Source organism: Nonomuraea sp. NPDC049400 (assembly GCF_044466425.1).
Classification (GTDB): Bacteria; Actinomycetota; Actinomycetes; order Streptosporangiales; family Streptosporangiaceae; genus Nonomuraea.
In genome coordinates this window covers 1-26137 of the sequence record NZ_JBITMP010000025.1, presented here as the reverse complement: position 1 = coordinate 26137, position 26137 = coordinate 1, and the positions used below count along the sequence as shown (strand labels likewise).

Here is a 26137-nt window from a genome sequence, read left to right as displayed (position 1 = left end):
ATCACCCCTTCTCGTGACGGTTGAGGTACTCCTCGATCGCCTTCCTGATCACCCACGACACATCTCGCTCCTGCGACTCGGCGTACCTGCGGAGACGGTCCTTCAGTGCCGTGTCCACCCGTACGGGAGGCAGGGTCGTTCGGTCGCTCGTCATAGACGGCTTCCTTTCGTGTCATGCAGTTATCAAGAGGCGCTTGCCGGTTGTGTGGCGGTGCCGCACAACCGGCGGTGTACACCACGTGTAGCACGGCGTTCTACGCCTCGTCCATCGGTTCTAGCGAGGAAATGAAGTCGGCAAGGTGCTGGTCGGTGATCCGGCGAAGCTTGCCGATCTTGATGCTCTTGAGCTGCCGGGTGCGGAGTAGGTAGTAGACCTTGTCGCGCCCGATGCTCAGCATCTCCGCTACCTGTTCGACGGTGTATGCCTGCATGCGCATCCCCCCTCTCTCGTTCCTCGGGCGTGGTCGCGCGCATGATGGCTGGTTACTAACTGTGATCGTCCGCCCGTTCGTCCGTCCGCGCGTTTCTCGCGCTTATCTACGCGCAGACGCGCGGACGGACGCGGACGATTACGGATTGTGCGTATCGGTGTGGGCGCGCCAGCGTCCCCGCGTGACCTGTTCGACATGGTGGGTACCGGCCCAGGTCTTGGAGGCGTTGATAGACCCAGGTGCGGCGCATGTCGGTGGCGCGCATTAGATCGCCGATGGTGGCGCCCTCCTCAGGGGCTTGTTTCAGGGCCAGCGCCAGCGCCTCCTCAGCTTCCCGTGCAGCGTCTTCGCGGGAGTGTCGTGGCGACGGTCTGACGGCGCCCTGTGGCAGCGTGGCGGGCATCTCAGCCGCGCGTTGGAGGGCTTGAGCCGATACCTCGTCGAGGGGCGGGCGGTGTTCGGCGTGCCGTTCCGCGGTGGCCTGTACACCCTCGTCGTCGAGGAGGTACGTGCGGGCACGGCGAGGGATGTCGTGTTCCGGGGAGCTGATCAGGAACTTGCCGGGCGCGTCGAGCTTGTGGGGATGCCAGCCGGCCTTGACCATGCCCTGTCCCAGGATGAGATCCCCGTCGCGGGGCTCTCGCACACGGAAGCACAGCCGGACATCCATCTGGGAGCGGACCGCGCTCTTGCCCATGGCGTCCTTGGAGGGGCGTTGGGTGGCGGCGATCAGGTTGACGGCTGGGGCGCGCCCGCGTCGGGCGATCGAGTCGGCGTAGTCGATGCCGCGTGGTGCCTCGCTGGCCAACTCGGCGTACTCGTCGATGACGATGATCAGCGCGGGCCGCTCTGGTGACGGCTCCCAGACGCGTTCGCCCCGTTTGGTGAGGTCATCGGCCCGTCCGTCGAGGATGACCACGGCATCGGCCAGCAGGGTCTCTGCCTCTTGTGGGGTGGTGGCCAGGCGATCGATGCACGATGCCCAGGGCATCAGCTCCATGCCGCGTTTGAGGTCGACCGCCCACAAGATGACGTCCTGGCAGGCGGTCAGGTCCCCGAGCAGGACGTTCACGCCGCCCGACTTGCCCGCCCCCGACATGCCCGCGAACAGCCCATGCCGCCGCAGCAGGGGAACGCGGACGGGTGTGCCGTCTTCGAACAGCCCCAGCTTGGCGGGCTGGGTGATCGAGGTGATGGATGGACCTGGCCAGGTGATGGCGTCGGCGTGCGGGTCGGTTTCGATGACCCGTACATCGGCACGGTTGGCCTGCTTGGTGGCCACCGGTTGGACGCGGATGCCGCCGCGTGTGGTGCCGAGCGCCGATTCCAGGCGGGGGACGGCGCTGATGGCGTCTTCGACGGTCTGGCCGAGTCCCAGCCCGAGGCGGAAGCGGTAGCCCCACAGGTCCACGATCGCGGACTGAACACGGGATCCAGTCAGACCGACCGCCTTGGCGATGTCGGGCCAGGCGGCCAGCGTGCGCTCGACGCGGACCCGGGCTCGCCGGCGCCGGTGCGCCCACCACGGGACAACCAGCAGCACGCCGCCAATCAGCAGGATCGCCGGTAGTGGCGGTGTGAAGGGGCCGACGCGGGCGGCGGCGGTCAACCACCCGCCCGCGAACGCCGTGGTGATCGCTGCATAGACGCGTTCGATCGGGCGCGTGAGGTTGACCCACCGCCCCCACACGAGCAGCACCAGTGCCACGGTGGCGGTCAGCAGGGGAACGATGGGCCACCAGGTCGGGTACCAGGTGTGCAGGGTCGCCCCCGCCGCCACGGTGACCAACGCGGCGGTGAGGGGGGCGAGTTCGGATCGGTAGCGCCAGACAGCGCGGGCGATGCTGGCGATGACCAGGGGCGCGAATTCAAGATCATCAGTGATCAGGCCGATGGGTTCGACGCCGTAGCGGCGCATGCGGCGGGCGTTGCGCCGCATCTGGTAGCGCGAGGCACGATGACGGTTCATCGGCCACCACCCGCCGCACGTCGAATGTCGGTGCGGTGCTGGAAGTGCAGCTCGTCGCGCACGTAGAACAGGGGGTCGTACTCGCCCTCGTCGTGGGCTGCGAGGGTGGCGCGGATGGCTGCGATCAGGTTGGCACGCTGGTAGCGGGCGGTGGACAGCTCAGCGCGGAGACGGTCGATTTCGGTGACCAGGGCCGGGGTGTCGGCCAGGGCGTCGAAGATGCGGCGCCACAGGTGGTCGAGGGCGGGGGCGGACTTGGCGAATGCCGTCAGCAGTTCGGCGGCGGTGGTGTTGCGGGTGGCAGCTCCTTGGAGATCAGCGTGCGGGTACGGGTGGCGTTGGGTCATTAAGCATCACCTTCTTCGGTTGGCGGACAGTTCAGCGGCCGGTGAGCCAGCTCAGGGCGGCTTGGATAGCGGCGCGGATGTCGGGTGCGAGCGTGGTGGCGGCCAGCAGGAAGCCGAACAGCAGGCAGATCAGCGCGTGCCACCAGCGCAGGCCCAGATACCGCCAGGCGATGAACACGACCGCACCGACCACGAGCACCAGCGGGATTGTCACCGTCATAGGGGCTTCACCTCCTCTCACGGGATCTCGCGGGGGACTGGGGATGGGGCTAGATGCCGTCGTGCCGGGACTTGCGGCGGCACCAGCGCCAGCGGGCGCGGCACTTGTGGCAGCGCAGGGTTCCGGGCGTGGCGGCTCCGCACAGGCATCGGCCAGGCTGGAGTGGGATGGCTCGCATCAGGGGTTCACCTCCTCCCGGGGCAGGCGGCCTGCGGGCAGTGGTGGGCGTGGGTGCCCAGGAGGCGGCGGCTCAGGGTTCCGGTGGGGGCGTGGCGGCGGTCCTCGGCACGGATCACGATGACTAGCACCGCGAACAGCGTCAGCGTGCCGATCGACAGGGCCAGGCCCAGGAACACGACGAACAGTCCGAGGTCCATCGCTCACGCCCCCTCGGTCTCGTCGAGGGTGATCGCGTCGCGGTAGGAGTCCAGGGCGTGGCGGCGGGCCATGGCCGTCTGCGTGACGTGGAGGGCTTCGTAACAGACCGCGCCGAACGTCGCACAGGCGACGTGATGTCCGCGCTGGATCGTGGGCGTGAGGCCCAACAGCGCGGCTACCCGCCCGACTTCGGCGATCGCCTCCGCCTCCGTGGTGGCGTCGGTGTCGTAGAGCGTGTGGACCGACACCCGCACCGTTCCGTACCTGGGAACGGGCACCTGCGAGTGGCTGTCCAGGAAAGCGGCGAGCGTGTGTAGTCCCGCGATCAGGTCGCGGCGCCGATGGCGCTGAGCTGGGCTCATCTAGATCACTTCCCTTCCGTTTCCGGTGACCTACGAGGCGAAGGTAGGTTTCGGGGAAGGGGTGAACCCATCGCGCGGTGTGATCGTGCAGTGAGATCAAAAACGTCCGGCGATGAGATGGATCAGATCCTGCGGTGAGATAAACCCCAGCTCACGACGCCAGACGCAAAGGGACCCCCGACAGAGCCCTTGGGAACTGGCACTCTTTCGAGCGCAGAGGACTCTGCCGGGGGCGTTGACGCGACGATGCAGGACGCGGTGGCACAGGTGTGAGCGAGCCACGATCAACCGCACCGTCGCGCGTCAGGGCGGCGACAGCGCGGGACTCCCGGCAAGCGCCGACTGTGCGTCTTCAGCTTCGGCCCAGGTCCATCGCACCCGCGCTCGGGTACGAGAATCCAAGTACAGGTGATACAGCGACGTGGCGGTGTAACCCTGACGGCAGTCATCGATATTCAGATCGAAAAGGTCGAAAAATTCGGCCTTCGAAAGCGGGCTGGACCATGCGTGGCTCTTGCCCAGCTGGGACGCTTCATCGGCCACTGGATGGGTTTGGCTCCACTTGCTCTGTCCCATCTCGATCACGACCCGTCCACCACGGCGCGAAGATCCTTGTACCGGGCGGCGATACGTCGCGCAGCCCTCTTCGGGTCGGTCGTGGAATGCCAGGCGTAGATGGCGCGGGCGCGGCGGCCATTCCAGCCGGCCAGCCACCAGAAGAGATCACCGTTGGTCCAAACGAGCAGGCTACGCCATACCGACACCACAGCCAGCCCGTAGCCGTCGTGCACATCGGTCATGATCCCGTGCACGGCCAACTCCCGCTGTAGCTGATCGGCCACGGCGACGCTGGGGTTGAGGCGATACGCCTCCTGCTCCCCGGTCATGCTCTGGCCCTCCCGCAACTCCGCTTTCCGAGCAAAGAACAGGCGGAAGCCAGACAAATGCGGATCTTCGGCTCTACCTCAGATCAGCCCTGACCTGCGCCACGAACTGATGTGAGGTTTCCAAGTAGACCGGTTCCGCAGAATCTCACCGTGATATCTCACGGTGTGATGGACTTGAAGAGCTCCACTTCTCTCGAAAGGCTGCGCTACCAGGGGAACGGAACGCCGCCATGACTATGGACCAAGAGCGGGCACGGCAAGTTCTTGAGACTGTTTTCGCACGTCAAGACGTGGAAGACGCGTGCAAGCGCCGTGATCTGGGCGGGTTAATCCGCATCCTTACCAAGTACGGCATCACCCAAGGCCAGATCGCGCATCTCACCGGGAGGCCCCAGGGCCGCATCAGCGAGTACAAGAGCGGCAAGCGCATCCCGACCGCAAAGCATACATTTGAGGCGTTCGCTGATGGTTTGGGCATGCCTGCCCACTTGCGTCGCCATTTGGGACTGTCGTCCTCCGGCGGCAGAGGCGGTGCACAGGTCGTCAGTGAGGGGGTCCAGATCCCCACAGACACTTTCGACTTGCAGCTCTTCGCTGAAGCGATCGGGAAAAGAGGCGAGCCGTTGAAGCGCCGCGAATTGCTAGCCATGGTCGCACAGCTCGGTGCCCAGTCCGCTCTGGCTCAAAGTGAGGCATGGGAGAAGGTCGCATTCGCTCTGTCCAGGCCGAGCGCACTTGACGAAGCGGTAGTGCGGGAGATGGAGGCCAGATCCGCCGGCTTCCATCGCCTCGAAGAAATGCTGCCCGCACATACAATTTTCAAGGGGCTCGCAGCCCATCTGAACGAGATCGGCACCATCCTGAACGGTACCGCGACCGACCCCAAAGACGAGCTTCGCCAACGCCTCATCGTTGTTGCGGGAGAAAGCAGCGTACTGGCCGGCTGGATCGCAACAGACCTAGGAAACGTATCTGCTGCCCGGAACTTCTACGACACTGCAGAGAAAGCCTCCAAGGAAGCTAACGACCCGGCTATCATCGCGTGCGCGTTCGGATACAGGAGCTACATACCAAGCGGCAAAGGAAACCATGGGCGGGCACGAGCCCTTCTGGCCACCGCGCTACAGCATCTGCCCAGGGAGACATCACCCGGAACCACATCGTGGCTAGCCGCAAGACACGCGGAAGAGAGCGCCGCACTAGGAGAAAAGGAAGCAGCCCTTCAATCGTGGGCTGACGCCAACGAGGCGTTCAATATCGCGGACCCAGAAGAGGACCGCGTATGGACGAGATTCCTAGACCGGGATCGCTTCGACTCCTTCCAGATCTCCACCTACGCCCAAATCGGCCGACTGGATGAAGCCGAGCAGGTAGCCCGTGCAGTCATAGCACGCTTGCCCGAGGTGGAACGAAAGCGCGCAGGTATCATCCTTGGCGACATCGCAACAGCTCACATCGTGCATGGCTCAGTGAAGGAAGCTGCCAAAGCAGCCAGGGAGGGTCTCGCGATCATCCGCGAAACGGAGTCCGGCATCTGGCTACCGCGATTTATTGTCCTAGCGGAGTCGCTCAGGCGCTGGCAAACTCAACCGCCAGTCCGTGCGTTCCTAGAAGAGCTGGCCGTCACGAAGCGTCAGTTCTCTGCGTCTCCGCGCTAATCCATGAGAGGTAGCCATCGCTACCTTTCAAAATTTCGGTTGCGATGATCTCTGGCGTCTCATAACTATGATTGGCTCTGATATGGCGCTCAAGATCCGCAAATAGTGCATGCCTGGTCTTAATAACCAGTTGCCATTCCTGAGTGTCACACAAAGAACCCTGCCACCAGTATACGGACCGAATCGGCCCGACGATTTGCACGCCAGCGGCCAATCGTTCCGAGGTGATACTCAGCGCCAGAGCAGCGCCCTCATCGGCGCTCGGAACAGTGGTAAGCACCTGCATATAGCCCTTCACGATCTCAGTTCTCCTTGAGCAAAACTAGTAATAGCATCCTACGACGAGCTACGTACACCCGCATTGCCCGACAGTGAAGTGTCGGACTCGCGCCCTAATGTGCACTGCGTAAAGCAATGGTGGATAGGTCGCTCCGTTCTTTCGGCAGATAAGAGCGCTCAGGAGGAGAAGGCGTTTAGCATCGATCGGATATCTGCCGCGAGAACGCGAGCAAAACTCTGCCATTGCTCCGTCCAATGAGCGTGGATCGCTTCTCGAGTGAAGGATTCATGCTCTGTATGGAACCTGTAGCCAATGAAGTACTTATCGCGCGAGAACAACGGAGAGGCACTGCATATATCGCCATAAGACAGCCCGGGCAGGATAACAGGCGCTCTAAGCAGAGTATCGCTTAGGCTATCTCCAATTCTTGCTCTAAGCAGCATAGGCGCTGGATCAACGACACGCGCCAACTCGCTAACCCAAAGTACCGAATGGGTAATCAGTGGGGTTTGGTGAGGATGATTGGATGAGTGAGCGCAGTTGTCAGGAACCCCCAAGCTGCTCATATCTGCGGAAAGGAAGTGTACGCAGACAGGTATGACGTGAACTGTGTAGCCGAGACTACGGTAAGCCTCCGCTAGGCATGCATACGCCATAACCTCAGAGAAGCCGGACTGACCGCTCAGGTGGTACTGAAGGATCAACGCTCCCACCGCTATCTCGCGAATCTCTGGCTTGATGCGCTCGCGGGAAGCGAATATCTCTACCCACTCAAGATCTGGCATCGGCGTGGTCTGGTGGAACTCGACGGGAAGTTCAAAGCGAGGCGATAGCATCGATGTGGGAGGAGGCTCCTGTAGCATGGCAGACAAGTCCAGACTCTCACGTTGAGCCGTTTCCAGAATGCTGAGCAACTGGCGAGCAGCTTCGCTGAGAATGGAAGACGCAGATCCATATATGTTTATAGACCTCCGAAGCGTGCTTATAGCATTGTCAAGGTTCTCGGCCTGCCCCCAGATCTGATAGCGAGCCAGCTCAACGTTGGCCATACGAAGCTCTAAAGCCCCGAGGCTCTCGCGTGGCGGATCCACACTACCTATAAGAATTGTTCTTGCTGAGTCAAGGATGTGCGTTGCAGCTTCGAGCGGCCAGTCATAGGCTCCGGACTGGGACTGCCATCTGCGCACGCATTGAATAGCCAGCCCATGAGCTATCTCGATCAAATCGTCGGCATGCTGTCTCTGAATGAGAAGAGGACTGGTTGACCATGATGACTGGATGCCGAGCTGTATCTGGATGCCATCCTCCAAGCGGCCCATCCAGATTTCAACGATAGCCCGCATACAGGCTACATGCCTTTGTAGATCTACATCTGCCACCAGTTCTCGCCTAACGGACTCCTCCAGACCAGTCAAACAGAGATCGGCGGACGGCCAGTCTCTTCGCCAGATCAGGATCTGTACTTTGTCTGCCATCGCATGAAGTCGAGCGCTTTCTGAGGCGTCTTCCCTCTCAAGGATTCGATCTAGCTGCCTCATCGCGGTCACGCATGCAGCAATCGAGTCAAGAGCATATGAAGCATTCATCTCGATCACATAAGCACGAATGAGAGAGTCCGCTTCCATAGCGTTCAGGTTTTCGACGCCTTCAAGGCAAGCTATTGCTTGTCGTGCATATGATTGGGCTTCCTCATGGCGACGCAGGTTGTACAAGATCTGAGCCAGTGTCCCCGCTGTCGATGCTCGACGGTATGGCAGTTGAGGGGATGAGAACTTGTCTAGGACTTTAAGTCCATCGCGAAGCATTCGTTCAGCTAGCTCAAAGTCTCCATACAGTGCGGCGACGACATTCGCTGCATTCGAGAGCAGGGCGCTCGTATTTATCGAGGGCTTGCCAAAGCCAATAACATTGCCCGCCACAGATAGGGCATGCCCGAGCATCAAGCTTGCAAAGCTCCATTCGCGGCGCTCTAGGGCATTCGCCAATTCCTCAACCAGAACGTGCTCAAATGCCCCCAAAAGCACTTCAATCGACTCTTCGGTACTGACGCTACGCACTACATCCTGCACAACTCTGTGCATTCGCAGGAAACCGTCATCTAGATCGATCAAAGAGTATTTTCGTGCCTCTCGTATGCCCTCGAAGAGAGGCGAATCTGAAGATAGGCCTAGAGTGGCGAGCGAGAGGGGAATCTGGCGGGGGCCAAGTAGCGAACATCTTACTAGGATCTGAGATGCAACATGCACAGGGTCACTCTGCATCGCCTTTTGGTTCTCGAATTGTTGGATGAAGGCGTCAAGAGACATCACGACTGTCGCCGCTATTGTCTTATTGCGTTCATAGCTCAGGGGTACGGTTTCTTCGTCGTTCAAAATCCGCAAACGATATAGGTGTAGCGCCGAGAGGTAGTCCTGGATGGAGCAGCCCGTAGCACGGATATAGGAGTAAGCTTGCGCGAGCGCAAGAGGTATGCCGTCAAGCGCTTCAATAAGTCCTTCAAGCTCCACTGTCTCTCGGCCCGGGAATGACGTCTCAAACCATGTCAGAGCATCGCCGACGCTCATGGATCCGAGGCTTAGCCCATCGACTCTGCCAAGCATGGCAGAGTTTCTGGAGGTGACTATGATGTGGCCAGGTGCTTGAGGCAATAGGCTACGGATGTCTTCTATGTCATCAATGTTGTCGTAGACTACAAGTACGCGTCCGCTGTATCGGCGAATTTCCTGGCTTAGCCAATGTAGAAGCGCACGCTCATCCAAGTCACCTTGCAAGCCGTTTTCCTCGGCCAGTTCTCGATATGCCGCCAAGATTCGAGGGCGAGAATCAGCTCCTACCCACCAGATCAGGTCATAGTTCGACTGGAAACGCGTCACGTACTGCTGGGCCAGAGTAGACTTACCAATACCTCCTAATCCGCAAATCGCATAGAGCAGTCGGGAGGCGGCGTTTGGATCTCCGAAAGTACCTCTAATCTGGCCAAGCTCCTCTTGTCTGCCAAAAGCCTTGGTTTCTGGGACCAGACCTCTTATCGAAGTAGTAGTTCTGACCCTTGCGTGACGCTCGTTGCTTACTCTCTCGTGTAGCGAGGATGCGAAAAGTTCCTCGAGTTGTGCTACGTCGATCAAACGGGATTCAGTATCGTCCTCGCTTGTCTTCTCGAAGAGCTTGACGAAAAGACTGTTCGTCATGTTGTCAATTGTGTGCACGTCGAGCGGGCGATCAGTGAGCCGTAGCATCTCGACCTTAATTTGGTCCAGCATTTGCTGCCATGGCCCTAGTCTTGTTGACACTTCTAGCCGTGCAATTATTGGGTAGTCCTCTTCTTTGAGACCAAGGGACGCTGAAGCAATTGATTGCGCTTCAGTCCACCAGGACGCACTGTCCGAGGACGTTCTCGCAAGCTTTATTAGCTGGCGCAGTGTCTGCCCTGAATTGCTTAGAGGCGCATCGGAGAGAAATTTTAGCGCAGCGTTTCCTGACGGATCCGCGTCGGCCCATGTTCGCGCAAGTTTCAGGATTTCGGTGGCGCTCCATTGGCCGGGCTCCATGCGCGTTTTGGCTTGCGCGAAAAGTACGGGTGTTCCGTCTTCTAGAAGAATCTCGAAATCGACCGACTCGTCCCTGCCTTCAACTCGAAATTTCGATGCGTCGGGGTAATCCATAGGGATTCGCACCAAGTGCAGCATGGCGCATACGGTTTGAAAAGCCATCCCTCGCGCAGTATCAGTGCCTCCCACGCGGCCTCCAAGCGAAGATGCGGTACCTGTACAGGATGGCTTGATGCTGGCCGGCTTGGTAGTGCCTCTGCCCGAGAGGGTCACGTTTCGCGTGTGGGTGTAGGCCTCCGGTGCCGAGCGGTCGCAGCACACCTGCACTTAGGTGGCGCTTGGTTTCCAAGGGCGTGTTCACAGGGGGATAAGGCAGTTCCTCAGCTACACAGGTTGAATGCGTAGAGTATTCATGTTGTGGCGGATAGCGCTCGGTGCGGTACGACCGGGGATGCGGAACGGGCGAGGGTGCAACTCAGGGTCTCGTGTCCGTTTGCGGCCCCCTCACCCAACTCTTCCGGGAGTGCACACGAGTGTGCAGTCCTGACTCGGGGCAAAAGGAAAGCCACCGCCCGACGGTTGGGCGGTGGCTTGTTGGCGGAGGTCAGCTGTGCTCTACCTCGTTCCGTACACGCTGCCCCACTTGCATGCTAACGACGCGAATCTCGGTTGCGTCGCGGAAGCAAGCGGGGTAGAGCAGATTCTCCGGAGCGTCGCCGTTAGGCACGCTGAGGTCGGGTTCGGCCAGAGCCGGCACTTCGATGACGATCCGCCGCTCGTCGAAACCACATTGCTCAAGGACGGTGCCTGGTAGCCACGGCCGCGAGTTGCGGTCTTCTCGCTGGTCATCGCGCACGGGATACCTGACGAGGACAGGCGTGTCCTCGGGGAAACGCCCGTCGTTGCGGCCAGGGCGATCCCCGCTGATCTCGTAGGTCATGGTGGCTCCTCTCCCACCACCGAAGAGGAGCCGCGGGGAGCCAATTTTGGGAGCCAACGCCTTGTGGCTTCCTCGGACTACCCGCGACCTCCTCGGAGTGTTTGGCAAGGTGAGAAGCCCCCCGATCGACTCAGATCGACACTTCCAGACTCCCCGGTCTTCCTTCGGGACGAAGAGGTCGTGGGTTCAAATCCCGCCACCCCGACCCAGTTCAAAGGCCACTTCCGAGAGATCGGGAGTGGCCTTTTGATCTTTGTGCAGCAGGAAAGTGCAGCAGTCTCACTGCCCTAGACTCTCGCCGAGCCGCTTCAGGGCTTGCCTGGTCTGCTCGGACGGAATGTGCGTGTAGATCTCCATCGTGACCTTGATATCGCTGTGGCGAAGGATCTGCATGGCCACCCGCGGGTGCACGTCCAGGGCCGCCAGCAGCGAGGCGCAGGTATGCCGCGTGTCGTGAATAGTGATCTTGCGGACGTTGGCGCGCTCGCACCGCGTGTCGAACCGCCGATTGAAGTTTCGCGGCTCGAAGGGAGCACCATGTGCACTCGTGAAGACGAACCCGGTTTCGACCCACGCTTCGCCGGCATCGCGTCGGGCGTCTTCCTGGCTCTTTTGGCGTAGCCGTAGGGCAGCCGTGCAAATCTCCGGCAGCGGCAAGACCGCCTCAGAGGCTTCCGTCTTGGTCTGGTGATGATGGAGCTGCCTCTTGACCCGCTGGAGTTGTAGCGAGACCTTCAGCTCGGCAGCGTCGAGGTTAATGCGATCCCAGGTCAGGCCCAGCAGTTCGCCCTTGCGCAGTCCAAGCACGAGGATAAGCACGTAGGCGGCGTAGAGCGGGTCATTGTCCTTGCGCGCAGACTCAAGGACGGTAGGCGAACGGTTCGAGTCCCCCCCGAACACACCCCCTTCTGTGCCAGACGGACGCTCGGGATTCGACTACATTCACGACAATGGTCATGTTTACCTGCGCCACGTGCGGTACGGCTGTGACGTTGGACCTGGAAGAGACCGACTACCCCACTGGCCTCCAGCCCGATCGTGAGTTCAGCCTGACTGATGAGAAGCCTCAGCTGATCCCGCAGGGCAGGTTCGCGGTCAATCCGCGGCCAGTCGGGTGGAAGCCGTACATCGCCATCGCGGGGTACGGCCGAGAGTTCGTGTCCAATGGGCCAGGCAGATCGATCGTGGTGAATGTGGCGGACATCATCGCGTTAACCTGCCCTCCGAATCCCCCCGGGGGCGGATGCTGCGGCTGGGGACCGAACGATGGGCCCAACCTGGCGTGTGAGGCATGCGGCAGGGAGATCGCCACCGAGGTGAACGACTGCGGCATGAGATGGTGGTGGGTCACGCTCTTCCTCGACGACGTGCTCGGAGCTCCCCCCGCACCCCCTGCGATAAACCCGCCCGCCGTTCAGCGGAGGCATGACAAGAGGCGACGGCGGCGGTGACCCAGGACAAATCGCTCCGGAACCGGTCGTGTTCGTCTACCAGCGCGGTGCAGCAACAGAGTGCAGCAACTTTCATCGACCACCAGCGACCGTCCGGGATCTTCGTAGGCCGCTTGACCACGCTGCCGACCTCTACCGACCTTCACGCCACGAGTTCGGGACGAAGCGGTCGTGGGTTCAAATCCCGCCACCCCAGCACACCGCCACCCCGACACTGTTTGACCAGGTAGAGGGCTTGATCCGCTTAGTGGGTCGGGCCCTTTTCCGTTTCTGGAAGTCGATAGGAGCCAATCGGGGAGCCATCTCACTCGGACTCAACCCGTCGGCTTGTCGCCGAAGACGGTGTTCATGGTGTGAGCGCCCTTGGTGATCACTGGCTTGAGCTGGTGCCGGTAGACCGCTTCCGTGACGCTGGTGCCCGCGTGCCCGACGAGATCGGCGATGGTCTCGATGGGTACGCCCTGGTCACTCATGATGGAGACGAACGAGTGACGCAGTTCGCGGGGTGTCCAGTCGGTTCCGACCCCGCGTTCTTGGTGATGTGCCGGAACGCCCGTCGCACGTTTGCCGCATCGAGCGGGGTACCGACGCTCGTGCAGAACACCAGGTTGTGATCTTGCCATGCCTCGCCTGCCTTGAGCTTGTGGACGGCCTGGCGGGCGTGGTGTTGCCGGAGCGCCTCAGCGGCGAGCTTGGGTAGCTCCAGTGTGCGACGTGACTTGCGGGTCTTGGTGTCACCTCCTACTCGGTCGGCTCGCCACACGTAGATGGCGAATCTTTTCTGCTTGAACCCGGCCTCGGTCACCGGGTGCCACGCCTTGAGGCTGGGATTCCAAGCGACGACGTGATCCCAACGCAGTGCGCGGGCTTCCTCGGTACGGACGCCCGTGGTGAGGCTGAGCACCACGTAAGCGTGGAGACCCTTGCTAGCTGGAGCTTCGTCTCATTCTGGGGACAATACGCCGTACGAGATCACATCGCGACATGCCCTGCCTCCACGTGACGCCTCAAGCTAACTCGATCTTGGGACGGCCGTGCGTGTTCCGAAGATGTTCTGTGCATATACCGCCCTACGGCATTGTGGCGGACGGTCACTCGGTTGACCGTGCTGGGCTCCACAGGATGCGACGACACCGGAGACGGGAAGGTTCATGCGCAAAGGACAACGGCTCGCGTGGTTCATGGCGTCGGCGATGCTCGCTTTGGGGATAGTGGTCGGAGGCAGCGGGATGTCGACCGCCAGCGCCGACGTCATCAGGCCCTACCTCTACTGGTCGGAGGACAGGGGTCACTGTGGTGGTGAGTGGACGAACTACCTCGGGACGCGGACCTACGACCCGAACACGCACAGCGTCAGGCGGCTGAAGAGGACTGAGTCGGGGTCGACCGGCAGGACGCAGATCTACAACCAGAACGGTGTACGTCAGGCCAAGGTGTACGACAAATGCATCAGCGGACGCATCGTCCGCCAGTTTATTCCGACGGTTTATAGGCACCGGTCCATCAAGGTGAGCTACGTCTGTTACGCCGGTCGCTGCCGAATCACCAGCACCCTCTACGGCAGCTGGCTGAGCGGGACAGCCGACCCGCGGTAGCGAATCATCCGCCCTCTCGCCGCCGCGGGTCAGCGGACGGTGCGGGAGCGGCTGGCGTTGGCGCGGTCCACCAGGTCGTTGCGCTTTTCCTGGGTGGCGGCGAGCCAGGCCAGGGTGCGGTAGCAGCTTTCCAGCCCGAATCGCACGTCGCGCTCGGTCACGGTCCCTTGCACCGCGCCGCCCCCGCCGGCATGGGCGCAATCGGTGCCGTTGAGGAGAGCTCCGTCGCGCTCTCCTCTGCGGCCGGATTTACTGCTCGGCCCACGGCATCCTGATCGGCGGGCCAGTCCCAATGGCAGGAGTTCAGCGTTCATGATCTTGTCTTTGCTGGTCATGTGGCTCGTGGTTGGGCCGGACCGGCGGGTGCGGGAGGATGCTGTGGGCCACGCGGTAGGTGGTCCTGGAGTTTCACGCGGGGATGGCACCGCCGACCGTCAGTTGGCGGTCGTTAACGGCGACGTGTCGCCGAACAGCCAGGCTGCCCTTCACGCGCGAGCCGGTCGTCCAGCGTTCTCGCGCCGTTCTCGTGAGAGATCCCGCGGAACAGTTCGCGGGCTTCATTCCAAATGGTTGTGGCCGTCTGATGGTCGCCGGCGGCGTCGTGGGCGTCGCCGAGGGCGCGGAGCGTCCGCGCCAGGTAGGGGATCGAGCCGCGGGTCCGCCACACCCGGACCGAGCGTTCGAGGGTGGCGATGGCGGCGGGCAGGTCTCCTTCGGCCAGGTCCAACTGCCCGAGAACGCTGAGCGCGTCGGCGAGATAATGGCCGAAGTTGCCGTCCTCGCTGTAAGCCAGCGTCAGTTCGGCGGTCGCCCTTGCCCGCTTGTCCCCGACCGTGGCGAACAGCTTCGAGAGGTAGAGCAGCGAGAACGTCTCCAGATAGCGGTAGTTCAACCGCCGTGCCATTTCCAGGGACCTCTCCAGCAGTTCCTGGCCGCCCGCGATGTCACCACAGAACGATTTCGCCGCGCCGAGGAACTGGGTGATCGTCGTGGTGTAGTGAGGGTTGCCGAGCGCCTCGGCGACCTTCGTCGCCTCCTCCAGGACCGAGAGCGCCCCTTGAGGGTCGTCCTCGCCGTAGATGATCGCCATCACGTGATAGGCCCGCGCCTGGCCGCCAAGGTAGTCCGCGTCAGCGGCCGTCCGCAGAGCGCGCTCCGCCAGGGCGAGCGCTTGTGCACCACCGTTCCCGTCGGCCGTCATGCTCCAGGCCAGGGTCGCCAAGGCGTCGGCCATTCCGACCGGATCGTTCAGCATGGTGAACAGACCGAGGAGCTGCGAAGCGCCGGCCCGCATCCGTGTCATCGCCGGTCCGGGGCCCGGCGGTGAGTTCCAGGTGGTGACCTCCAGGAGGCCGCGCATCAGCACGGCCTCGCCGCGCTTGTCGCCGGTCTCACGGCAGAGCGCGAGCGCCTGCTCGTGCATGCGCTGCCAGCCGTCATACACGCCGCGCACGTTGAGGTACGTCTCGGTGGACCCCGCGAGGTCCCATGCGAGTTGGGTCAGGCGCGCCTCGCACGCTTGGGCGACCCCCGCCATCAACGCGGCGTGCTCCGCGCCGAACCAGGCCATCGGGTCGGCCAGCAGCGGGCCGGAGACCGCCGCGGGCAGCCGCCATCGCGGCGCACGGCTGTGCATGCGTGCGTAGCAGGGGCCCGGTACGTGCTCCACCGCGACCTCCGCCAGCGCCAGCCACGCACCCAGGGCCCGCTGGAACGCGGCCTGGCGCTCGGGTTCCGAATCCTCGCGCTGCGCCCGCTCACGCGCGTACAACCGGATCAGGTCGTGGAACCGATACCTGAGCCTGCCCGTCTCGTCCGTCCCGGCGAGGTTCAGCAGATGAGCGTCGACCAGGGTTTCGATCTCGTGTTCCGCCTGCCGTACCGGCACGTCCAGGAGGGCCGCCACCGCCCAGGAGGCGAAATCGGGCGCGTCGAGCAGTCCGGCCAGCCGGAAGGCCCGCTGCGCGCCCGCGGGAAGCGTCCGGTAGCTCATCTCGAATCCCGCGCGGATGTCGAGGTCGCCCGCCACAAGTTCGTCCAGCCGGTGCCGTTCCTCCCCGAGGACGCCGGCGAGGTGGGACAGACTCCACTGCCTTCTGCCGAGGAGCCTGGCCGCCGCGATGCGGACCGCCAGCGGGACCCGGCCGCACAACCGGGTGATCTCCAGAGCGGCGTCCGGGTCGTCCTGGACGCGTTCGTCGCCGATGACCCTTCTCAGCAGGTCCATGGCCTGGGCCGACGGCAGGACGTCGAGTTCCAGCAGGCTCGTGCCCTCGAGACCGATCAGCCGGACACGTCCGGTGAGGAGCACGGCCGTGCCGGGAGCTCCGGGCAGGAGCGGCCGCACCTGCTCCTCCCCGGCGACATTGTCGAGCAGGATGAGAATTCTGCGTCCTGCCAGGCAGCTTCGGTAGAAGGCCACGCGTTCTTCGAGGGATTCGGGTATGCCGGTGGTGCTGATGCCCAGTGCGAATAGGAACCGGCTGAGCACGTCCTCTGGGCGGGCAGGGTCGGCGGAGGCGCCGCGCAGGTCCGCGTAGAGCTGGCCGTCGGGAAAATGACCCGCGATCAGGTGCGCGACGTGCACGGCGAGCGTGGTTTTGCCCAGGCCTCCCATACCCGCGATGCTGGCCATGGCGACGGTGCCCGGCCGCGGTTTGGTGAGGGCCTCGGTGAGGTCCGCCACCTCGTCGTCTCTGCCTGTGAACTCCGCGATGTCCGGCGGGAGCTCGGCGGGGGTGGGGGCCGCTTGAGGTTCAGGCATCGGGGTCGTGGCATGGACGGGACTGTCGGCGGACAGGGCACGCATGTGGGCGTGCTGCACGTTCTCGCTCGGCTCGATGCCCAGATCATCCGACAGATGCGCGGCAAGGTCACGGTGGGCCCGTGTGGCCTCCGCGGGGGAGCCCGTGATCGTCGCCATGACGCGAGGAACGAGGTCGAGTGAGGAGTCCTGAGCGAGGATTCTCTGATGTATGTCGTGCAACTCTTCGGCCGGGTCCAGACCGGTCTCCTCCACCAGGATCTTGCGGGCACGCGTGTATTCGGCGAGCGCGTCCGCCCGCCGGCCACAGCGGTACAGCGCCAGCATCAACTGCGCGCGCAGCCGCTCCCGCAGTGGGTACTGCCTGGTGAGCGCGGTCAGCTCGCCTAACAGCCCGGCGTGGCGTCCCAGCCTCAGGTCCACGGCGATCCGCGACTGGAGGACCGACAGGCGGACCTCGTCCAGCCGCGCGGCCTCCGCGGCCAGCATCGGGACATCGGTCATGCCGGCGAACGCGGGCCCGCGCCAGAGACTCAGCGCCTCGTGCAGGCAGCGGGTCGCCTCCTCCGGCTCGCCGGCGGCCTCCACCGCCTGCCCTGAGCCGGCCAAGTTCTCGAACCTCGCCGCATCCAGCTCGTCCCGGGCCACCCGTACCAGATAGCCGGGGCCCTGCCGCACGACGCGAGCCGGGTCGCCCAGGTGCCGCCGGAGCCGGTGAACGTAGGTCTGCACATTCTTGGTGGCGCTCTTCGGAGGGGTGTTCCCCCACAGTGCCACGGCCAGTTGATCTTCCGAAACCGGGTTACTCGCTTGGCACAGCAGAACCGCTAACAGCACCCGCGCCTTGGGCGTGCCGAGATCGAGCTGTTCGCCCTCTCGCCACACGGCCAGTGGACCTAGTATCCCAAACTTCATCGTGCCCCCTCGACTGGGACGCACTGTAAACCTGGACGGCCTGTTTTGTCGGTCCACCGGGTCAAGAAACGATTGCGAACTCTTCCCGCCCGGCCCTCGATCCGCCGACGGCATCGGCATCGAACGCGCCTGGCCTGACCGAACCTTCGCGTCTCGATGACCGGACTGCTCGGCGGCTCTACCTTCACATCGGGGCAGATGACCTACGACCTGCGGCGGCTGCGTCTCAACGGGCTCATCCGCCGGCTACACCAAGGTCGACAGCCGGCTGCTCGTCCCACTCACCGCTGCCAACCAGCCCCAGGCACCGCCCGAACTCCGAGCCGCCCTAAAGGCCATCACCCGCCACGTCGATGACTACGCCGCGCACGCCCGGCTTCCCCGGGAGTCCTGAAACTTGACACCAACGTCCAGAAGCTCATGACCAAAGATCGTTAGGTCCCTCGAAAGACCGGAAAGGGTCGGTGACCACGGGATATTCCCGGCGTATTCCAAGCTGCCACCGGCGTACGCAAGGATCCAGCCAGGAGTTGTGAGCAACGGCCGCACGAACGCCTGTTGTCGCGACGGCCGACATTACCACTCAGAACTCACAAATCGGCTTAGATTGATCCGCCAGCAAAAAATGATCTGGTTCGGAAGGGACAGAAAGCCCATGAACAAGCTGGCCAAATTCGCCGCGGTAGGCCTTGGCGCCGTGACTGCGAGCGTTGTTCTCGCACAACCGGCCTTCGCTGTGAATTTCATCCGAGACATCGGCGACGGGACCGTCCGCTACACCGACGACACCAATCAGATGTGCCTCCAGGCTGACAACACCTTTGGGACGGCCTGGGTGGAAGTGGCCGTGTCCCGCCAGAGCGGGAGCGGATCACCCATCGTCATCAGAGACGACAACGTCGGTCATCCGGGCGCCACCTGCAGGGTCCTGAACGTTCTCGAGAACGCCACCTACCAGGCCGAATACCGGAGCTACTGGGAAGGGCGGAGCACCCTAATACGTGGGGTATTCCACTTCACTACCTGACCGTCCCGGCAAGGCACGTCGGCCGACGGTAGATCACCGCGCCGCAACCAGCGACACACGTGTAGCACCTGCTTGACGGCGTGATGGTGCCGAGAACTGTGCCGCTGGCGCTGAGGGGGCTAAGTGCCTCTCCGTCTTAATCCACCAAGATGACGAGATTTCGCATGTCCACCCCCGATCGCAAAGGGTTTTCCATGAACAAATGCATGAGGGTCACCCTCGTGGCAATGGTCGCCACAGGATCCTTGCTCGTCGCAGCGGCATGAGAACTGGTTTCTCAGGGGTCGTGCGGGTGTGGCGCGGACCTGGGCGAGGCCAGGGATCTGGGTGTGGTGGATCGCTACCAGCAGCACGAGATCCCGCTGATCGCGGTGACGGTCACCCAGTACGACCAGCACGCGGTGCTGTGCCGGTGTAGGGCCACGCATGTCGCCGAGCGGCCTGAGGGCGCGCCCGCCGGGCGGAGCGCCACTGGGGTCGGGGACGGGCCGAACCAGCAGGCCTGGGCGGTGTATTTGATGGTGGCGCACTTCATCCCGGCCCGCCGGGCGGCCGACATTTTGGAGTCGATGACCGGCAGCAAGCCGTCGCTGGGGTTCGTGCACCGGATGCTGCGAACTGCCCGCCACAGGCTGACACCGCATCCTCGCGCACCCGCACCCGGCTACACACAGCGACCAGAAGCTTTCTCAACGATCACCTGCTGAACGTTTGCAACTTGAGGCGGTGCACTACTGACAAATTTCCCTGCACGAATGACAAAGTCCGACGCCCACGACGACCCTAAGGTCTATGGGCGAGGCCAGAGAAAGAGGAGTCACATGTTCCGCACCACCGGCGCGTTGGTCGTTGCGGCGCTTGGCGCGTCGATCCTCATCACCCCATCGTCCGCATCCGCAGCAAGCGATTGGAAGTGCTACGGCACCCAGGTCAAGCGCTGCGCCACCGTCGTGTGGGACCAGACCGCCGACACCTTCCGAGCGCGGGCGAAAATCACTGACGTCGCCGGTGGCGGCAGCTACCAGGTCAAGGTCACCAACGTGAAGCTTCTGCGCACCAACAAGGGTGACTATGTGACAGTGCGCTCCGCGAAGGACTACGACGGGTGGCATGACACCGAGGACTCGGCCGCCACCGTCACCGTCGACCCCTGCTTTCCAGGGCAGAGTTACACAGTGGTGGCGACGTTCAGTTGGAAGGGTGCGTCCTCCGGCGAGAAGACCTGGCGTCCTAACTGGGCGATAGGCAATGTCTGCGACTGACCCGCCGACGCGTCCGTCCCCACCTCCACTCAACCCGGGACACACCAGAGCCTCCATCAGACCCGGAGCGGTTCACAGCACGTGATCAACTCCATGCTCCAAGCCATCGTCTTGGCCGACCACGCGCCCGACCTGTCCACCGCACTGGAACGCGCGGTCGCCGCCGGATACACCCACCTCAACCTGGACGGCACGGTCATCCGCACCGACCGCGTCGCCACCCCCGACCCCAACGGCGCGGACTTGCGGTGGTCCGGCAAACACAAGCACCACGGAGGAAACGTGCAGGTCATCGCCGCCCCGGACGGCTGGCCGCTGTGACGTCCGCGCCTGGAAGGAAACCCGTGCGTCTCGCTCGCCCTCTCGCCGCCACCATGCTCGTGGCCGCCGCCTTATCCGCCCCGCAGCCCGCGCAGGCGGCCGCGTTCAAACATCCCGGCGTCCTGGTCAGCCGCGCTCAGCTCGACTTCGTCAGAGCCAACCTCGGCAACGAACCGTGGAAGTCTGCCTGGGAAGCCCTGCAACGCAGTTCCTATGCCTCGCTGTCCTACACGGCCAAGCCCCGCGCCGTCGTGGAGTGCGGTATGTATGGGAACCCCGACCACGGCTGCTCGGACGAGCGTGAGGACGCCAATGCGGCCTACACGCACGCCCTGCGGTGGTACCTCACCAAGGACTCCCGCTACGCCAAGAAGGCGATCCAGATCATGGACGCCTGGTCGGCCGTGATCACCGAACACACCGGGAGCAACGCGCCGCTGCAGACTGGCTTTGCGGGTGCCAACTTCTCCCGCGCCGCCGAACTCATCAAGCACACCTACACCGGCTGGACCCAGGCGGGCCGGTTCGCCGACAAGCTGCGCACCGTGTACCTCCCGACCGTGATCGCCGGAAAGCCCAACAACCAAGGCAACTGGGAACTGATCATGACCGATGCCGCCATCGGCATCGCCGTGCACCTCGACGACCGCGCCTCCTTCGACCGAGCGGTCACGACCTGGCGCGGCAGGCTGCCCGCCTACATCTACCTCAAGACGGACGGCTCATATCCCAAGGCGCCGCCGAACAGCAAGCACGACACCAAAGCCGAGATCATCGACTACTGGCACGGGCAGACCACGTTCGTGAACGGCCTGGCCCAGGAAACCTGCCGTGACTTCGGGCACACCGGCTGGGGCATCGCGGCCATCTCCCACGTCGCAGAGACGGCCCGCCACCAGGGCGTGGACCTGTACGCCGAGGCCAAGCACCGGCTGCGATTCGCGATGGAGTTCCATGCTCGCCTGCAACTGGGCGCGACGGTGCCATCGTGGCTGTGCGGCGGAAAGGTCACCCCCGGCCTCGGGCCGAACCTCGAAGTCGGCTACAACGCGCTGCACCAGCGTTTCGGATTCGACATGCCCCATGCCGAGAAGTGGGTGAAGCAGAAGCGCCCGGTCGGTGCCTCGCGCTTCCTGGCCTGGGAGACCCTCACCCACGCGAAGAACCCACGCTGAGCCGCGCTGAGTGGATCGGCCACGCCGGACGTCAACTCCGACGGCGTGGCCGACATCTTCTCGGCCGCCACCGGAATGCTGACTGTCTGGCACAGCGAAGGCGGCAACGAGGTCGGCCCGGCCACTGCGATCAGCTCCGGTTGGACGGTCTTGGCTGTTCTACGCAGGCATAGGGCGTACCGATGTCCGGCGAATGTCTACAACGAGGTCCCCGTCTGGTTGAGCTCGGCCAGGCGTCCCACGCCGCGAGCGTGAGCGCGTCAGCCGGCTCGGGGTGTGCTCGGTTGCGCCCTTGACTGCGGAGCTCACCGAAACCGCAGAACTGGGCGCTGGTCGCCTAAAACCCAGCCTCAGACCGAGCGTCTGTCAACGGCCAAGTGCGTGTGGGTCTGGCCCACTTTTCGTGATCAGTAGCCGTGCAGGACACGGATGCGGAGCAGGTCGGGGTTGGCTCGCCCGTACATGATCCGTTTGATCATCTTAGAAGTTACGTGGAATCTGGCCGTGGGGGTGATCATGTCTCCTCGGTCCTGACCACGGAACAGGGGAGATGGCTTGAGCGGCACGGTGGTGCTGGAGGAGAAGTGGCCAGTGCTGGGCCGGCATGCGCGGGCGGCCGAGTGGCTGCGGATCTGGCGGGATCTGGGAAGGGTGTAGCTCTTCCTCAGTGACTGGCTGAGCTGGTTGTTTGCGTCTGCGGCTGTTCGCGGGTGGGCTTTCTACCGTGGGGCGGTCTCCCGTGAGCTCAGTGATCGGTGGCGGTCGCCGCCGCCGAGGCGTGCAGCAGCAGGTCGCGCATCGCCATGGCGGCGTCCGACGGCTCGGTGGGAGTAAGCACCAGCTGGTCGGCGGTGGTCGAAGGACCGGTGAGGGGGATGACGCGAAGGCCGGGTGGGTGGTGGTCGAGTGCGGATTCGACGGTGATGCCGATGCCCGTTCCCGCGGCGACATGAGCGGCGATGGTGTGCACGCTGTCGGCGGTTCTGATGATGCGCAGGTCGGCTCCGCCGATGTGGAAGGCGGACAGGAGGCGGTCGCAGAGACCGCTGTTGATCTGGTGGGGCCAGGTGAGCAGGCCGGTGGTGGACAGTTCGGACGCGCTCAGCTCGGCGTGCCCGGCGAGGGGGTGGGTCGCGGGTACCAGCGCCATGAACCTCTCGGTGGACAGCACCCTCGCGCGTACGCCGGTGACCTCGCCGGTCGCCCAGGCGATGCCGAGCCCGATCGTCTGCGCCCGCAGGGCGGTGAGCTGGGCTGTGGTCGGCATGGCTTCCGGCACGATCGTCACGTCAGGGAAGCGGTCGCGCAGCTGCCGCAGGCAGCGCAACAGCAGCTGGTGGTCGGTGTATTCGGCGTGGGCGACGACGAGGGTGGTGCGGGCTTTGTCGCCGGCGGCCAGGGCGCGTCCGCGCTGCTGGAAGCGGCGCAGCTGGGCCAGGGTGGCGTAGGCGTCGGGCAGCAGCGCTTGACCGAGGTCGGTCATTGACACCCGGCGGCTGGTGCGGTGGAACAGCCGCCCGCCCAGGGCGTGCTCCAGCCGCCGGACGGCGTCGCTGACGGTGGGCTGGCCCCGGTGCAGGCGCGCGGCGGCGCGGCCGAAGTGGAGCTCTTCGGCGACCGCGACGAATGCTTCCAGTTCCATCTTGTCCACGGGGGCCAGGCTACCGCGATCAATCGGTGTGACCGATCGCTGCGTGCCGGAGTTCGGCGTTGATGCTGTGCCGTCCGCAGGGTGTGATGGGTGGGCAAGCAGGGATTTCCCCACGACCGGAAGTAGTGAAGCGCACATGACAGTCAATGACGTTGTCCGTGAGCACGATGCGCCGATGGCCACGGTGACGGTGGTCTACCACTCGGTGCACGGGCACACCCGGGTCCTGGCCGAGCATCTCGCCGACGGGGCGCGCCTGGTGCCGGGAGCTCAGGTGCATCTGGTGGAGATCCGGGCCGAGGACGTCACCGCGGGCCGTTGGCACGATGCGCAGGTGCTGGCGCTGCTCGGCCGCTCCGATGCGATCGTCCTGGGCTGCCCGACGCTGATGGGCAGCGTGTCGGCGGTGTTCAAGGCGTTCATGGAGGCGGCGTTCACGCCGTTCACGACGCAGGCGTGGAAGGACAAGCTGGCCGGAGGGTTCACCATGTCCGCCTCGCAGAGCGGCGACAAGCTGGCGGTCTTGGAGCAGCTGGCGGTCTTCGCCGCGCAGCTGGGTATGCAGTGGGTCGGCGTGGCCGATATGCCGGGCAACAACTGGAGTGGTGGCACTCGCGATGATGTGAACCGGCTGGGCTCGTGGCTGGGCCTGATGAGCCAGAGCCACGCCGATCTGGGGTCGGAGCAGGCCGGATCACGCGGTGACCTGATCACCGCGCAACGGTACGGCGAGCGGATCGCCCGGCTGACTCAGCGGTGGGTCAACGCCGTGCCGTATGAGACCTCCCGGATGACCGAACACGAAGCCCGCGCCCTGTCGGCTTCCCTCAGAGAGACGGGTGATGCACCGGCAGCGCTGACCGGCGCCTGACGTCGCCCGATTCCCTTCGGTAGAGTCCTCAGTGACCAGGTTGATCAAGCTGTGAGGGTGTATCCGGCCTGTTCTCTAAGGTGAGAGGCACCCCGATCGACTCGAATCGACATCCCCAGACTCCCCGGTGTTCCTTCGGGACGAAGACGTCGTGGGTTCAAATCCCGCCACCCCGACAGAGTTACAGCAGGTGAAGGGCCTGGTTCTCGAGATCGAGAGCCGGGCCCTTGATCGTTTTACCGTCTGTCTGAACGCCTCCAGGCGGCGCTGACGGGTTCAAATGAGTTTCCGCGGGCACCTTGATCCGCCCGCCGGCAGGGGGAAGCAACCGGAAGCCCGTTCGGACGGAGACGTCCGCGATGCGGGGGCACGCCACCGTGGAGAGCGTCACCCGGCACCCCGAGCAGGTTAGAGGCGCTGCCGGTCGAGGAGCGCATGTTCGAGTGGTCGCCGAAGCCGGCTACCAGGCCGACATCGCGACCCTGTGCCGACAGCACGCGGAATTGCTGAAGCGTGCATGATGGGTCCTCCTGGCGGCGGCGGGTCAGTCGCCGGTAGCGATGACACCGGCCTTTTCGATCATCAGGACGGCGCTGCGGACGGGGACGACAGGCCGGTGCAGCATTCCTGCCGGGACGGTGAATGCCTGCCGCGGACCAAGTTCGACGGTGTCGGCGTGCTCCAGTTCGATGCGGAACAGTCCGTCCAGGACGAAGAAGAACTCGTCCTGGTCATCGTGCTTGTGCCAGTGAAATTCACCCTGCATGACCCCCAGCCGCACCCATACGTCCCCCACCTGGATGAGGGTCTGGTTGTACCAGGGATCGTCGACCTGGTCGATCAACGCCTGGACGTCCATGGTCTCCAGGGCGGTGAACAGCGGCTGGTAGTGGATGGCATAGTCGGCCTGCGGCATGGCTTCCTCCTTGCGGACGGCGAACGAAGCTCCAGGGCGACGCTGGAGTCAGGGGGTGATGATGGGGGCGACGCGAGGGGCGGCCAGGCGTAGGTAGTCGTCGGTGGCCAGCGCGATCGAGCGGTCCAGCCGAGCGGCGTTGAAGAACAGTTCTGGCACTCGCAGCAGTGCCGGATCGGCGATCACTTCCAGCTTGGGGTGGTAGCTGAAGGGCAGCACGGTGCCGCTGACGCTGCCGGCTAGTTCCTCGGCCTTGCCGCGGTCGGCGAAAGCGGCATAGGTGCCCTCCAACAGGGCTTTCACCGCCTGCAGATCCAGGCGGGCATCACCGGGCACCACGGCCAGCACGTACCGGGACCGCTTCTTGCCGATCTTGACCATCACGATCAGGCACTTGGCAGCCTGCGTAACGTCGTGTCCACGCAGAGCACTGACCTCCTCAGTGCGGCCCTCGGGCGGGTGTTCGATCAGACGGTAGTGCGCTCCGGCTGCTTCCAGATCGGCGATCAACCGCTCATAGAGGCCCACGTCCAGACTCTCGGGCGCGGCGACACCGCCGCCCAACTCACCACTCACCGCTCAGCAACTCCTTCGCCTCGGAAATACGGTCCTCATCGCGTTGGTAGAACACCCACTGCTTGATCTTCTTGCCGCGCAACAGCCCAGCCTGCGCGAGCACCTTCAGATGCTCGCCGCAGGTCGGCTGGCTCACGCCCAGCTTCTGGGCGATGAACAAAGAGCAGACTCCGTCGCGCACCAGATCGCCGTCTCGCTGCGGCGGAAAATGGCGTTCAGGGTCGCGCAGCCACTCCAAGATCAGCAAACGCTTGTCGTTGGCCAGCGCCTTCACTAGATCCACGTCCAGCACAAAGGAATTATGGCAATTAGCTAATTACCTGTCTACTGTCATGGTCATGCCCGGACTCCTCGCACATGTGTCCCGTAGTTGGGACCTTTGGCCCTGCCGAGGCCGACGCGGGCCGGCGAATCATCGGAAGAGGAGGTGAGTGACGATGAAACAGAGCCATGAGCTGCGATGGGGCGGGCTGGCCGGCGTCGGCGCCATACTGTTCACCATCATCGGGCGCCTGGTGATGGGGAGCGCGCCGCAGATCACGGACTCCGCGATGACGATCTCGGGATACCTGGCGGAGCGCCGGGCCCAGGTC

At 63.8% G+C, this 26137-nt stretch carries 28 protein-coding genes and 1 pseudogene; 8 read left to right on the top strand and 21 right to left on the bottom strand.

Annotated features, from left to right (window positions below):
- Position 1 precedes the first annotated feature (1 nt).
- The 9 genes from ACIBVN_RS33455 to ACIBVN_RS33415 form a co-directional block, all read right to left on the bottom strand.
- Positions 2-154: a CopG family ribbon-helix-helix protein gene (locus ACIBVN_RS33455; RefSeq protein ID WP_185068721.1), complete on the bottom strand. Its 153-nt coding sequence runs from the start codon at positions 152-154 to the stop codon at positions 2-4.
- A gap of 100 nt (positions 155-254) precedes the next feature.
- Entirely contained in the window at positions 255-431 is a 177-nt protein-coding gene (locus tag ACIBVN_RS33450; protein WP_397143288.1) for a helix-turn-helix domain-containing protein, read from the bottom strand.
- A gap of 106 nt (positions 432-537) precedes the next feature.
- The gene (locus ACIBVN_RS33445; protein ID WP_397143286.1) at positions 538-2400 is read right to left on the bottom strand and encodes a cell division protein FtsK; all 1863 of its coding nucleotides are present in this window, start codon (positions 2398-2400) and stop codon (positions 538-540) included.
- Entirely contained in the window at positions 2397-2747 is a 351-nt protein-coding gene (locus ACIBVN_RS33440) for a hypothetical protein (RefSeq protein ID WP_397143284.1), read from the bottom strand. The genes ACIBVN_RS33445 and ACIBVN_RS33440 overlap by 4 nt, the downstream gene beginning before the upstream one ends.
- A gap of 31 nt (positions 2748-2778) precedes the next feature.
- A complete protein-coding gene (locus ACIBVN_RS33435) occupies positions 2779-2967 on the bottom strand; it encodes a hypothetical protein (protein ID WP_397143282.1) in 189 nt (62 codons plus the stop codon).
- Between the two features lie 185 nt (positions 2968-3152).
- Entirely contained in the window at positions 3153-3344 is a 192-nt protein-coding gene (locus ACIBVN_RS33430; protein WP_397143280.1) for a hypothetical protein, read from the bottom strand.
- 3 nt (positions 3345-3347) lie between these two features.
- The gene (locus ACIBVN_RS33425) at positions 3348-3707 is read right to left on the bottom strand and encodes a hypothetical protein (protein WP_397143278.1); all 360 of its coding nucleotides are present in this window, start codon (positions 3705-3707) and stop codon (positions 3348-3350) included.
- Between the two features lie 303 nt (positions 3708-4010).
- Positions 4011-4292, bottom strand: a complete 282-nt coding sequence (locus tag ACIBVN_RS33420; RefSeq protein WP_397143276.1) for a hypothetical protein — start codon at positions 4290-4292, stop codon at positions 4011-4013.
- Positions 4289-4594: a hypothetical protein gene (locus tag ACIBVN_RS33415; protein ID WP_397143274.1), complete on the bottom strand. Its 306-nt coding sequence runs from the start codon at positions 4592-4594 to the stop codon at positions 4289-4291. Before ACIBVN_RS33415 ends, ACIBVN_RS33420 begins: the two co-directional genes overlap by 4 nt.
- 230 nt (positions 4595-4824) lie before the next feature.
- On the opposite strand from ACIBVN_RS33415, the gene ACIBVN_RS33410 reads away from it, so the two are divergent.
- Positions 4825-6252 (top strand): helix-turn-helix domain-containing protein, encoded by a 1428-nt coding sequence (locus ACIBVN_RS33410; protein ID WP_397143272.1) that lies wholly within the window; start codon positions 4825-4827, stop codon positions 6250-6252.
- Here the strand turns inward: ACIBVN_RS33410 and cutA are convergent.
- From cutA to ACIBVN_RS33380, 6 genes are all read right to left on the bottom strand, one after another.
- Entirely contained in the window at positions 6218-6550 is a 333-nt protein-coding gene (cutA, locus tag ACIBVN_RS33405; protein ID WP_397143270.1) for a divalent-cation tolerance protein CutA, read from the bottom strand. The genes ACIBVN_RS33410 and cutA overlap by 35 nt on opposite strands.
- Positions 6551-6708: 158 nt before the next feature.
- Positions 6709-10194, bottom strand: coding sequence for an NB-ARC domain-containing protein (locus tag ACIBVN_RS33400; protein WP_397143268.1), 3486 nt, complete (start codon positions 10192-10194; stop codon positions 6709-6711).
- Positions 10195-10684: 490 nt separating this feature from the next.
- Complete coding sequence (locus tag ACIBVN_RS33395; RefSeq protein ID WP_397143266.1) at positions 10685-11020, bottom strand: hypothetical protein; 336 nt, start codon at positions 11018-11020, stop codon at positions 10685-10687.
- A gap of 279 nt (positions 11021-11299) precedes the next feature.
- A complete protein-coding gene (locus ACIBVN_RS33390; protein WP_397143264.1) occupies positions 11300-11920 on the bottom strand; it encodes a site-specific integrase in 621 nt (206 codons plus the stop codon).
- An 865-nt stretch (positions 11921-12785) separates the two neighbouring features.
- Positions 12786-12968: a hypothetical protein gene (locus ACIBVN_RS33385; protein WP_397143523.1), complete on the bottom strand. Its 183-nt coding sequence runs from the start codon at positions 12966-12968 to the stop codon at positions 12786-12788.
- Entirely contained in the window at positions 12941-13375 is a 435-nt protein-coding gene (locus tag ACIBVN_RS33380) for a tyrosine-type recombinase/integrase (protein WP_397143262.1), read from the bottom strand. The genes ACIBVN_RS33385 and ACIBVN_RS33380 overlap by 28 nt, the downstream gene beginning before the upstream one ends.
- Before the next feature lie 247 nt (positions 13376-13622).
- On the opposite strand from ACIBVN_RS33380, the gene ACIBVN_RS33375 reads away from it, so the two are divergent.
- On the top strand, positions 13623-14066 hold the full coding sequence (locus ACIBVN_RS33375) for a hypothetical protein (RefSeq protein ID WP_397143260.1): 444 nt from the start codon (positions 13623-13625) through the stop codon (positions 14064-14066).
- A gap of 29 nt (positions 14067-14095) precedes the next feature.
- On the opposite strand, the gene ACIBVN_RS33370 is transcribed toward ACIBVN_RS33375, so the two are convergent.
- The gene (locus tag ACIBVN_RS33370) at positions 14096-14401 is read right to left on the bottom strand and encodes a tetratricopeptide repeat protein (RefSeq protein ID WP_397143258.1); all 306 of its coding nucleotides are present in this window, start codon (positions 14399-14401) and stop codon (positions 14096-14098) included.
- Positions 14402-14514: 113 nt separating this feature from the next.
- Positions 14515-17745: an AfsR/SARP family transcriptional regulator gene (locus tag ACIBVN_RS33365; RefSeq protein ID WP_397143256.1), complete on the bottom strand. Its 3231-nt coding sequence runs from the start codon at positions 17743-17745 to the stop codon at positions 14515-14517.
- Positions 17746-18400: 655 nt separating this feature from the next.
- Between ACIBVN_RS33365 and ACIBVN_RS33360 the strand changes: the two genes are divergently transcribed.
- The 5 genes and pseudogenes from ACIBVN_RS33360 to ACIBVN_RS33340 all read left to right on the top strand — a co-directional run bounded on the left by ACIBVN_RS33360 (position 18401) and on the right by ACIBVN_RS33340 (position 21530).
- The gene (locus tag ACIBVN_RS33360) at positions 18401-18772 is read left to right on the top strand and encodes a hypothetical protein (RefSeq protein ID WP_397143254.1); all 372 of its coding nucleotides are present in this window, start codon (positions 18401-18403) and stop codon (positions 18770-18772) included.
- Between the two features lie 329 nt (positions 18773-19101).
- Positions 19102-19479, top strand: coding sequence for a hypothetical protein (locus tag ACIBVN_RS33355; RefSeq protein ID WP_397143252.1), 378 nt, complete (start codon positions 19102-19104; stop codon positions 19477-19479).
- Between the two features lie 114 nt (positions 19480-19593).
- On the top strand, positions 19594-20034 hold the full coding sequence (locus tag ACIBVN_RS33350; RefSeq protein WP_397143250.1) for a hypothetical protein: 441 nt from the start codon (positions 19594-19596) through the stop codon (positions 20032-20034).
- A 108-nt stretch (positions 20035-20142) separates the two neighbouring features.
- Positions 20143-20352: pseudogene (locus tag ACIBVN_RS33345) on the top strand (IS5/IS1182 family transposase); the annotation flags it as partial.
- Positions 20353-20378: 26 nt separating this feature from the next.
- Positions 20379-21530, top strand: coding sequence for an alginate lyase family protein (locus ACIBVN_RS33340; RefSeq protein WP_397143248.1), 1152 nt, complete (start codon positions 20379-20381; stop codon positions 21528-21530).
- Between the two features lie 745 nt (positions 21531-22275).
- Here the strand turns inward: ACIBVN_RS33340 and ACIBVN_RS33335 are convergent.
- Entirely contained in the window at positions 22276-23172 is an 897-nt protein-coding gene (locus ACIBVN_RS33335; RefSeq protein WP_397143522.1) for a LysR family transcriptional regulator, read from the bottom strand.
- 52 nt (positions 23173-23224) lie between these two features.
- On the opposite strand from ACIBVN_RS33335, the gene ACIBVN_RS33330 reads away from it, so the two are divergent.
- On the top strand, positions 23225-24052 hold the full coding sequence (locus ACIBVN_RS33330; RefSeq protein ID WP_397143246.1) for a flavodoxin family protein: 828 nt from the start codon (positions 23225-23227) through the stop codon (positions 24050-24052).
- 544 nt (positions 24053-24596) lie between these two features.
- Here the strand turns inward: ACIBVN_RS33330 and ACIBVN_RS33325 are convergent.
- The 3 genes from ACIBVN_RS33325 to ACIBVN_RS33315 are packed head-to-tail and all read right to left on the bottom strand — an operon-like array spanning position 24597 to position 25836.
- Positions 24597-24968: a cupin domain-containing protein gene (locus ACIBVN_RS33325; protein WP_397143244.1), complete on the bottom strand. Its 372-nt coding sequence runs from the start codon at positions 24966-24968 to the stop codon at positions 24597-24599.
- Between the two features lie 48 nt (positions 24969-25016).
- Positions 25017-25544, bottom strand: a complete 528-nt coding sequence (locus tag ACIBVN_RS33320) for a YbaK/prolyl-tRNA synthetase associated domain-containing protein (protein ID WP_397143243.1) — start codon at positions 25542-25544, stop codon at positions 25017-25019.
- A complete protein-coding gene (locus ACIBVN_RS33315; RefSeq protein ID WP_091088834.1) occupies positions 25534-25836 on the bottom strand; it encodes a helix-turn-helix transcriptional regulator in 303 nt (100 codons plus the stop codon). The genes ACIBVN_RS33320 and ACIBVN_RS33315 overlap by 11 nt, the downstream gene beginning before the upstream one ends.
- Between the last annotated feature and the right edge of the window lie 301 nt (positions 25837-26137).